The sequence below is a fragment of the Bradyrhizobium sp. CCBAU 65884 genome (assembly GCF_028128835.1).
Lineage (GTDB): Bacteria > Pseudomonadota > Alphaproteobacteria > Rhizobiales > Xanthobacteraceae > Bradyrhizobium > Bradyrhizobium ottawaense.
The window spans coordinates 140,269-149,519 of sequence record NZ_LBJU01000131.1 but is presented as its reverse complement, the minus strand read 5'-3'; the positions used below and the strand labels follow the sequence as shown (position 1 = coordinate 149,519).

At 60.3% G+C, this 9,251-nt stretch carries 7 protein-coding genes; 4 read left to right on the top strand and 3 right to left on the bottom strand.

What is annotated here, in order from left to right; genetic code table 11:
* Positions 1 to 63 precede the first annotated feature (63 nt).
* The 3 genes from XI03_RS34000 (at position 64) to gmd (ending at position 3,294) form a co-directional block, all read left to right on the top strand.
* Positions 64 to 1,164 (top strand): helix-turn-helix transcriptional regulator, encoded by a 1,101-nt coding sequence (locus XI03_RS34000; RefSeq protein WP_038951180.1) that lies wholly within the window; start codon positions 64 to 66, stop codon positions 1,162 to 1,164.
* Positions 1,165 to 1,433: 269 nt separating this feature from the next.
* Positions 1,434 to 2,000, top strand: a complete 567-nt coding sequence (locus tag XI03_RS33995) for a transglutaminase-like cysteine peptidase (protein ID WP_271594546.1) — start codon at positions 1,434 to 1,436, stop codon at positions 1,998 to 2,000.
* A gap of 202 nt (positions 2,001 to 2,202) precedes the next feature.
* Positions 2,203 to 3,294, top strand: a complete 1,092-nt coding sequence (gene gmd, locus XI03_RS33990; protein ID WP_271594545.1) for a GDP-mannose 4,6-dehydratase — start codon at positions 2,203 to 2,205, stop codon at positions 3,292 to 3,294.
* A gap of 104 nt (positions 3,295 to 3,398) precedes the next feature.
* Here gmd and XI03_RS33985 read toward each other — a convergent pair whose 3' ends face one another.
* The 3 genes from XI03_RS33985 to XI03_RS33975 form a co-directional block, all read right to left on the bottom strand.
* The gene (locus XI03_RS33985; protein ID WP_271594544.1) at positions 3,399 to 4,706 is read right to left on the bottom strand and encodes a WcaI family glycosyltransferase; all 1,308 of its coding nucleotides are present in this window, start codon (positions 4,704 to 4,706) and stop codon (positions 3,399 to 3,401) included.
* A 60-nt stretch (positions 4,707 to 4,766) separates the two neighbouring features.
* Positions 4,767 to 5,741, bottom strand: a complete 975-nt coding sequence (locus XI03_RS33980; protein ID WP_271594618.1) for a GDP-L-fucose synthase family protein — start codon at positions 5,739 to 5,741, stop codon at positions 4,767 to 4,769.
* A 756-nt stretch (positions 5,742 to 6,497) separates the two neighbouring features.
* Positions 6,498 to 7,499 carry an ABC transporter substrate-binding protein gene (locus XI03_RS33975; protein WP_271594543.1) on the bottom strand — a complete coding sequence of 334 codons (1,002 nt, stop codon included), beginning with the start codon at positions 7,497 to 7,499 and terminating at the stop codon, positions 6,498 to 6,500.
* Between the two features lie 383 nt (positions 7,500 to 7,882).
* Between XI03_RS33975 and XI03_RS33970 the strand changes: the two genes are divergently transcribed.
* Positions 7,883 to 9,250 carry an undecaprenyl-phosphate glucose phosphotransferase gene (locus XI03_RS33970; RefSeq protein WP_271594542.1) on the top strand — a complete coding sequence of 456 codons (1,368 nt, stop codon included), beginning with the start codon at positions 7,883 to 7,885 and terminating at the stop codon, positions 9,248 to 9,250.
* Position 9,251 lies beyond the last annotated feature (1 nt).

The window sequence follows — 9,251 nt, the reverse complement described above, 5'->3', positions numbered from 1 at the left end:
ATGCAGCAAGAATGCATGCCGGGCTGCAACGAAATGCGCGGGGCTGGGCGAAGGGGACCGCGCTTGAAAGCCGACAAAATCGACGGTGCAGGACTGTCGAGGGTCCTCAATCGACTTGGCGAGGCCGCCGTGAATCCGGAAGCATGGCGCGACATCATGGATGACATCTGCAGGGCGGTGGGCGCGTCGGCGGCCATACTCCTTCAAAGTGACGTCAGGACTCCCGACGTTCCACGCACGGCATCGATCGCCGAGGCCACCGATCTCTACTTCAGGAACAACTGGCACTTAAGAGACCCGCGCGCCAAGGCTTTTCCGCGCATGATGGCGGGCGAGGTCGTGACCGACCTCGATATGATGACCCCGGAGCAGATTCGCGCCGATCCCATGTACAACGAGGTGCTGTTCCCGTTCGGATACCGGTGGTTCGCCGGCATCGGCTTCTGGGCCGACAGCGCAGCGTGGGCATTGACGATCCAGCGAACCGGCCACGAAGGCGCATTCGAGGCACCCGACAAGCAACTGCTTGCCCAATTGGCGCCACGCCTGACCGAGACCGCCACGCTCGCGACGGTGATGGGAAGGGTCGCGCTCACCTCGATGACCGATGTGCTCGACAGGGTCCAACAGCCCGCATTGATCCTCAATCGGGAAGGAATGGTCCTGCGCACCAACACGGCAGCCGAAACTGGATTCGACAACGAGATCCGCATCAGGGAGCGGCGCCTCGTTGTTCACGACAAGCAGGCGATGACAAGGCTCGATCAGCTGATCAGCATGATCCGATCGACGCCGGATGCCGCGGCCATGCCCGCCTCTCCGATCCTTGTCCGCCGGACGGCAAAGCCACCGGTCGTGTTGCGGATCCTGCCGGTGGACGGCGCGGCGCGCTCCGTCTTCCTCGGCGCTCGCGCCATGCTGATCCTGTCCAACCTCATCCCGCGCGCGGCGCCGGACCCGGCGCTGATCGGCCAGGCCTTCGACCTCACGCCGGCGGAATCGCGACTGGCCGCGCTGCTTGCAACCGGCACATCGCTCGCCAGCGCGTCCGAGCACCTGCGCATCTCGCGCGAAACCGCCCGCAACCACCTCAAGTCGATCTTCTCGAAGACGGGCGCGCACCGCCAGTCGGAGCTGGTCAGTCTGGTTTCGCAGTTGGGGTGAGCGACTTATCGCTGGGCAGCCGCGGCTCCGATAACAGGGAAGTCGCCCGACGCTCTCATAGACGAAGATGGCGGCTTCCATGTCTCCAGGGCGGTGGATACTGCCGAGAGTCGACGAGGGCAGGCTGCGCATGACGGTCTTCGTCCGGCTGGGATCGAGCACGCGCACTGCTCCACGATTGGGCATGAACTGCCTCACAATTGTCATAGCGCTTCCACTGCGTCGCAATATAATTCGACTAGCAATCAGGAATGATCAGGCGAACTTCAATGATCAGACATGCGATGCGCATGCTGGCCATCATGTATTGCGTTTGCGGCCAGCCCGCCTTTTCAAACTACGAATCTCAAGCGGTGACACCACCGCTATCATTCTCTCAATTCTGCATTCAGTATCCTGAGGATTGCCAGCGCCATGATGATCGCAGGATCCGAGACTTCCGCTCCTCAATTCAGCGTTGGCGAGAACTCGCCCGGATCAACTCGACGGTGAACTTTGGCATAGCGCCAAAGGACCCGACCGCAAGCCGACGTGACGCGGAATGGCAGATATTCCCTGACGAAGGCAATTGCGGCGACTATGCCGTCACCAAGCGCCATCTGCTGTTGCGATCCGGCTGGCCCAGCTCGGGCCTCCTCCTCGCAGAGGTCGTTATCCGAGCAACCGGCGAGCACCATCTTGTATTGCTGGTGCGCGAGGGAAAAGCGGTCCTCGTACTCGACAATCTGAGTCCAGTGGTCACGCCGCTGGTCGACGCTTTGGATCGGTACGTCATCATGCGCGCGGAGTCTGGCACCGAGCCACGAGAGTGGACACGACACGTCACCACCTTCTAGCTGGTCTCGCTAGTCCGGCTACTGCCAAACACGGTACGGACGCACTGAAGGTCATTCCACCTCGTGTGCGCGTCTGGTCGGAGGATCCTAGGCGCACTCGCTGGAGCCAGACCCTGTTAATCTAAGCTTGATTTTCGTTGGGTTTCACCCTCCCTAACGAATTCAATTTCGTGTAAGCACAAATTTCAATTTTGGGACTGATATGACAAAGAAACGAGCACTTATTACCGGGGTCACCGGCCAGGACGGCGCCTATTTGGCCGAATTGCTGCTGCAGAAGGGATACGAGGTTCACGGCATCAAGCGCCGGACCTCGCTGTTCAACACCGATCGCATTGATCATCTCTATCTCGATCCGCACGAGCCCGATCCGCCCTTCCGGCTCCACTATGGCGATCTGACGGATTCCTCGAGCCTGATCCGGATCGTCGGCCAAGTGCAACCGGACGAGATCTACAATCTCGCGGCGCAGAGTCACGTTGCCGTCTCGTTCGAGGAGCCGGAATATACTGCGAATTCCGACGCCCTTGGCGCGTTGCGCATCCTTGAAGCTATGCGCATTACAGGCCTGGAGAAGAAGGCCCGCTTCTATCAGGCCTCGACCTCTGAGCTCTACGGCTTGGTCCAGGAGATCCCCCAAAAGGAAACCACGCCGTTCTATCCCCGCTCGCCGTACGCCGTCGCCAAGCTCTACGCCTACTGGATCACGGTCAATTACCGTGAAGCCTACGACATGTACGCCTGCAACGGCATTCTCTTTAACCACGAGTCTCCGGTGCGGGGCGAAACCTTCGTCACTCGAAAGATCACCCGGGCCTTAGCGCGCATTCATCTCGGCTTGCAGGATCGCCTTTATCTCGGCAATCTGGACGCCCTGCGCGATTGGGGGCACGCGCGCGACTATGTCGAAATGCAATGGCTGATGCTGCAGCAGGACAAGCCAGAGGATTTCGTGATCGCTACCGGCGTGCAGCACTCTGTCCGAGATTTCGTGAATGTCGCTGCAAACGAAGTGGGCATGACCGTTCGCTGGGAAGGAAGCGGCGTCGAAGAAAAGGGATATGACGCCAAGACCGGAAAGTGTGTCGTCTCGGTCGATCCGCGCTATTTCCGCCCTACCGAAGTCGCGACGCTTCTTGGGGATCCGTCAAAGGCAAAGCAAAAACTCGGCTGGGAGCCCAAGACGTCGTTCGAAAGCCTGGTCCGAGAGATGATGAAGGAAGATCTCGAATCCGCAAAGCGCGACGAACTCATCAAGCAGCACGGCTTCAGATATTATCCGCGACACGAGTAGTCCCTGTCGATCGGCCAACAAGGCGAGCGAGCCAAGAAAATGAGCGCCGATTGCGGCGCTCATTTTTTTGGATGCACTAGGCTACCCAATGGAGATTGCGCGCCTCAAGACGACCGAACGGCGTCCTCCACCGGAAGCGCAAACTCGCCAGCAGCGCCTTCGATGTGCGGATCCTTTTGCGCTGTCGCATTGCCCTGCCCTGCCATGGCCTCCGACCACCGGTGCACAATAGCGCCTCGGTCCCAACGATCCAGGGCGCGCCTTCTTCCTTCTTCCCCGTAGTGTTCACGGAGAGCCGGCGCCTCGCTGAGTTGGCAGATAGCAAGTGCAAGAGCGACCGCATCTCCGGGCGGGATCACAAGGCCCGCATCCGTGACTTCCGCCGCGAGACCAGTGCCTTCTTCAGCCATCGCGATGACCGGCCGAGCGGACGCGAAGATTGCGCCGAGTTTCGAGGGCAATACCAGGTCGGCGGCTTCAGCCTTCTGCGGAATCAAATGAAAATCGGCGGTAGCCATCAATTGATTGAAGCTATCGACGGGCTGAAGTCCAAGAAAATGGATGTTGCGATGCCCGCTGGCGAGTTGCTCTAGCTTGGCTTTATGCGGCCCTTCGCCCGCAAGGATGAAGTGGATATGCGGATGGCTCGCCTCTAGCGCGATCGCGGCCTCGATCACGAACTCGAGGCCTTGCTTGTTGGACATCGTCCCAGAGTAGAGTGCAACGATATCCATCTGGTCGAGCATCAGATCGCGACGGTATTTGGTCATTCGCGAACCCGGGCAGATCGTGTTGGTGTCGATCCAGTTTCTCACCTCGATTGTTCTATCAGGATCCAACCCCTTGATTCGCAGCCGCTCCACCATCGCTCGAGAGATGGTCGAAACGCGATCGAACGATTTGAGGATTCCCGTTTCGGCCCGAAGCATCCACTTTCGCAGAGAAGGATTGCGCAGCAGACCAAGGTCGAACGCCGCGTCCACCTCGAAATCCTGCACGTGAAGCCATGATTTGGCGCCGACGCGGCGAGCGACAAACGAGACAAATGCAGCCGACATCAGCGACGGCGCGACAGCAATCATGACGTCAGGTCGCCAGGACAGTGCGTCAAGGAGGACTGACGGAGCGCTCGTGAGCGCGAATGAAGCGTGATGGACTAGCCGCTTGGCGCCCGTGGGATGACCGGGGACATAAATCGGCGTCCGTGTTACCCGAACCCCCTCAATAGCTACAGACCTGAAGTACGACGATTTGAACGCGGGGGGGATCTTCCAGGCCGGATAATAGGGAGGCGCCGTAATCACTCTGACTTCATGACCTTCGGCTACCAGACTTTCGCAAAGCTCGGCATTGTATTTCGCCACACCGATCAGATCGGGGGCATAATTGATGCCGACCAAGAGAATGCGCATAAAGCCCCGCCCCAATTCAAACTTCAGAATAAAAAAGGTCTTGCAATCTAAGTAGTCTACTCAGCGCGTCGCGCCGACTTCCAGATGACGTCCGTGGCCTTGGAGATAATCTGCGTAGGCCGCTGCGAGGCCGGCCCGCAGAGCAACTTTCGGCTGCCAACCAAGCCCTCGGATTCTCGAGCTATCCAGCAACTTGCGTGGTGTTCCGTCAGGCTTGGATGTATCGAATGCGAGCTTGCCTCCGTAGCCCACGACCTCCGCGACTGCTGTCGCGAACTCGGCAATAGACAATTCGTCGCCACTGCCAACATTGATCGGCAGGTCACTCGAATAGTTCTTCAGAAGGAAAACGCAGGCATCTGCAAAATCCTCGACGTTGAGAAATTCGCGGAGCGGCGTGCCCGTGCCCCACACAGTGACTGTCGAGGCCTTGGCAAGCTTGGCTTCGTGGAAGCGCCGGATCAGCGCCGCCGGAACGTGGCTATGATCGGGATGATAATTGTCGCCGCGGCCGTAGAGATTGGTGGGCATGACCGAGATGAAATCATCGCCATATTGCCGACGAAAGGCCTGGCACATCTTGAGGCCGGCGATCTTCGCGATTGCGTACCACTCGTTGGTCGGCTCCAGCGGACCGGTCAGCAATTCGCTTTCGGCCATCGGCTGCTTGGCGTGCTTGGGATAGATGCAGGACGAGCCGAGGAACAACAGGCGTTGCACGCCGATCGCGTGGCTCGCGCGAATGACGTTCAGCTCCACTGCAAGGTTGTCGCAGAGAAAGTCGACCGGAAAATTATTGTTGGCTGCGATACCGCCGACCTTTGCCGCCGCGTGAACCACGACCTCAGGACGATTGGCCTCGAGCCATTTCAGCGTCGGCTCTTCCTTGGTGAGATCAAGCTCACGCCGATCGGCAACCAGCACGGTGCAATTCTCTGACGCAAGCCTTCGGACGACAGCCGATCCGACCATGCCGCGGTGACCCGCGACAAAGACACGTTTGCCCGTGAGATCGTAGGTTGAAACCCCTGTCATCGTATCCTCTACCGGCGTTAGATTTGCCGGATCGTCACTTCCGTGAGATCCGGCTACCGCCGCATTACGCAATCACGCTGCCGATGCAGCCCCGCCAAACTGGTAACACAATCTTCACCATGCAACAGCCTATCCCGGCCCGACAAAGATATTCATGGTGAACCCGTGCTGCGCGCACAAAAGAGCAGCACACGGCGAAACAAAAATGAGCAAGGCAGCCGCATGAGCTGTGCGGCTGCCTTATGAATCTCTTCTAAAAAGCGGCGCTCGCCGCTCAGGTCAGCCGAAGCTCAATATGCCCGACGCAGGACAGGGCCGACGGGCGCGCAGACGCGGTCCATATACCAGCCATAGGGCGTCTCGACCCGCACCAAGGGGCAATGGCGCGACGGCACATACCTATATGGGTAGGGCTGCGCCCAGAACGTGACAGGCGTCGCCTGGCTTGCACCCGTCAGGAGGGCCGCCGGCGCCGGCATTTGCATCGCCGCGCTTGCTCCGCTCGCTGCGCAGAAGGAAACGGTGGCGGCCAAAAGGCCTGCTCGCATCATGGTCTTAAACATCCCAAAAAAGCTCCTCGCCCCTGCGGATTTGGTCCATTCCCCGCGCCCCACCAGGCCGCAACCCGAGGACCATCGCGAACCAGCCTAAATAGTAAAGCCTAGATTACCAAGGCTAGGGCCAAAAAGGCAACCGACGGCGCAGCTTGAGGAGGGCCTTTATAGCGATATGGCGGGCAACTGTGGCTTCTTGGTCCTATTTTTCCTCGCTCCAGGCGCCCGGGGCAGCAAGGTCGGGTGAACGTCGGTACACATCTCGGAGGAACTGGTAGTTGACGGTCTGGGCCAGCGGCACGTCCTCTTCGCCAAGCTTGGCGAAGAGGAGAATGTCCCGAAGCGTCCGCCAACGGCTTTCGTCGTAATCGCCGATGCGCCCCCCTGTCGGCAACACCAGCGGACGTTGCTGCTGCAGTTCGAATTTCAGCCGCTCGGGATTCAAACTGGCCGGTCCGGTCCCAGCCAGAACGGGCACGCTCCGTGCATAGTCCGCGTAGGTGAATTGCCATCCTCTGATGAGGCCCTGAAGGACATCGGCAATCATGGATGGCTGTTCATGGACGAGAGCGTTACTCGCGAAGTAGACCAAGCCAGGAACATGGATGCCGTAGTCTTGCGGTTTGATGACATTCAGCTTCGTGAACGTCGAACTGGATGGATCCGGTTGCTCGTCGATTGCGGCGATGATGGCATCCACCTGCCCGCCCCGCAGAGCTTCGAAGCTGTCGCGGTCTGGGACCTTGGTAATCTGGCTGCGGGGAAGCCCGAGCTGCGCCATCATGGCGTCGAAAACGACGTCGCCCTCACTTGCCCTGCGGTATCCGACCCGCTTTCCGATCAGGTCGGCCGGACGCCGCAATCCCGAGCTTTCGAGCGTGAAAATCGCGACGGAGGTATCGAGGAAGCTCGCGGCGAAGGCGGTCACGGGCGCGCCGCGCCAGCTCGCCAGCAGGAACTTCTGGCCGGTCGTCACGCCGATGGCATGTTGGCGTGCAATCGTCTGGACGAACTCAGGGTCTTCGGGCTGGGCCGCCATTTCAATGCGGGAGGAGAAGTACCCCTGCCTCGATGCAGAGAGTTCGCCGGCAAACCGCGCGCCATACGGCCCGTCGAGGAGGAGCTTGACCGCGACGGCCGCGGACGCCGTCGGAGTTCGTACGGGGGCCGCATCGGGGCGAAGAAGCAGAAGCGCGGTCCCCACCAAGGCCGCCGCAGCGAGGCCAATGGCAAGGTAACGCCTCCCTTTCGGCCGGGTCCGCCGCCGGGACTGGGTTCGGGGCAACGAGAACTTCCTAACGGGTTGTGAAATTTAGCATATCAGTCGAGGCGAGATGGGCTACAATGAAGCTTCTGGGGTAAGGTTAATTTTCCCTTCGCCTTGTTTTAAAAGCGATTTTGACCGATAGCACGGCGCGTTCGGATAATGAATTTTGCGTCAATGGGCTTGGCAAGATGACAATTCTTTCCACTCGACCAGTGCCCGTCCCTGATTCTGCGACGGAAATTGGTACGGTCGAGCAATCTCCGGCAACAGCGACAGGCTATGCGCCGAGCTGGCTGCGTCCCGTGGTTGTCGAGCGGTTGATGGCCGTGGTCGATGCGGCGCTGATCGTGGTCAGCGGGATCGGGTGCGCGGTCGGCTATCACATCGCGACCGCGGGCACGCTCGGCAAGGCGGACGTCTATGCGGCGGCGAGCGTCCTGGTCGCAATCAATTTCATCCTCCTGACCATCGTGCAGCACGGCTATCGCCTGAAAGCCATCACCGACTTGGCCCGCACGTTCCGGATGACGCTGACGACGTGGACCGGCCTGTTCGGCGCGCTGCTGGCGATCGCCTTCACGATGAAGGTCAGCGACGAGTTCTCCCGCGGCACCACCATCTCGTTCTATCTGGTCGGCCTCGCCGTTCTGCTCGCCTGGAAGACCGCGGCCGCGCGCTGGACCGCGCATGGCCTGCGCACCGGCGCTTTCGCCAACGGCCGCGCCATCATGATCGCCGAGTTCGGCCTTGCCACCTCGTCCAACGCGGTCGATGACCTCGGCCAGCACGGCTACCGCCTGATGCGGGTCATGGAAATCCCCGCCAAGGAGCTCGCCTCGCCGCTGCTGCTCTCCTCGCAGGCGCCGCGCTTCGAGGAGCTGATCACTTATGCGCGCGAGAACCGGATCGAACACGTCTTCCTGCTGATGAACTGGAGCCGGCAGCACGCGATCGACAGCATCCTGGACGCGCTGAAGATCCTCCCCGTCCCGGTGCATCTGGTGCCGGACGCCAACACGGCGCGCTTCCTGCGCTATCCGCTTGAAGGCACCGGCAACACCTTCACCGCCGAGCTGCGCCGCGCTCCGCTGACCTTTCGCGAACGTGCGCTGAAGCGGGCGCTGGATCTCGTCGGGGCGAGCTTTGCGCTGCTGGTGTTCGCACCCGTGATGCTGGTGACCGCGATCCTGATCAAGCTGACCTCGAAGGGCCCGGTGTTCTTCCGTCAGACCCGCCACGGCTTTGGCGGGCGCGCGTTCAAGATCTTCAAATTCCGCACCATGCGCGTGCTGGAGGACGGCCCGACCATCATCCAGGCGCAGAAGAACGACCCGCGCGTCACGCCAATCGGCAAATGGCTGCGCAAGACCTCGATCGACGAGCTGCCGCAGCTTCTCAACGTGCTCAAGGGCGACATGTCGCTGGTCGGCCCCCGCCCGCACGCGGCCGCCCACAACACCGAATATGAGCAGATCATCGGCAACTACGCCTTCCGCCACCACGTCAAGCCCGGCATCACCGGCTGGGCCCAGGTTAATGGTTACCGCGGAGAAACCCGCACGCTAGAGCTGATGCAGAAGCGCGTGGAGTATGATTTGTGGTACATCAATAATTGGAGCTTGTGGTTGGACGTGAGGATTCTGCTTCGAACTGCCGTCGCAGTCATTCCCCAAAAATCGACTTGGTAAC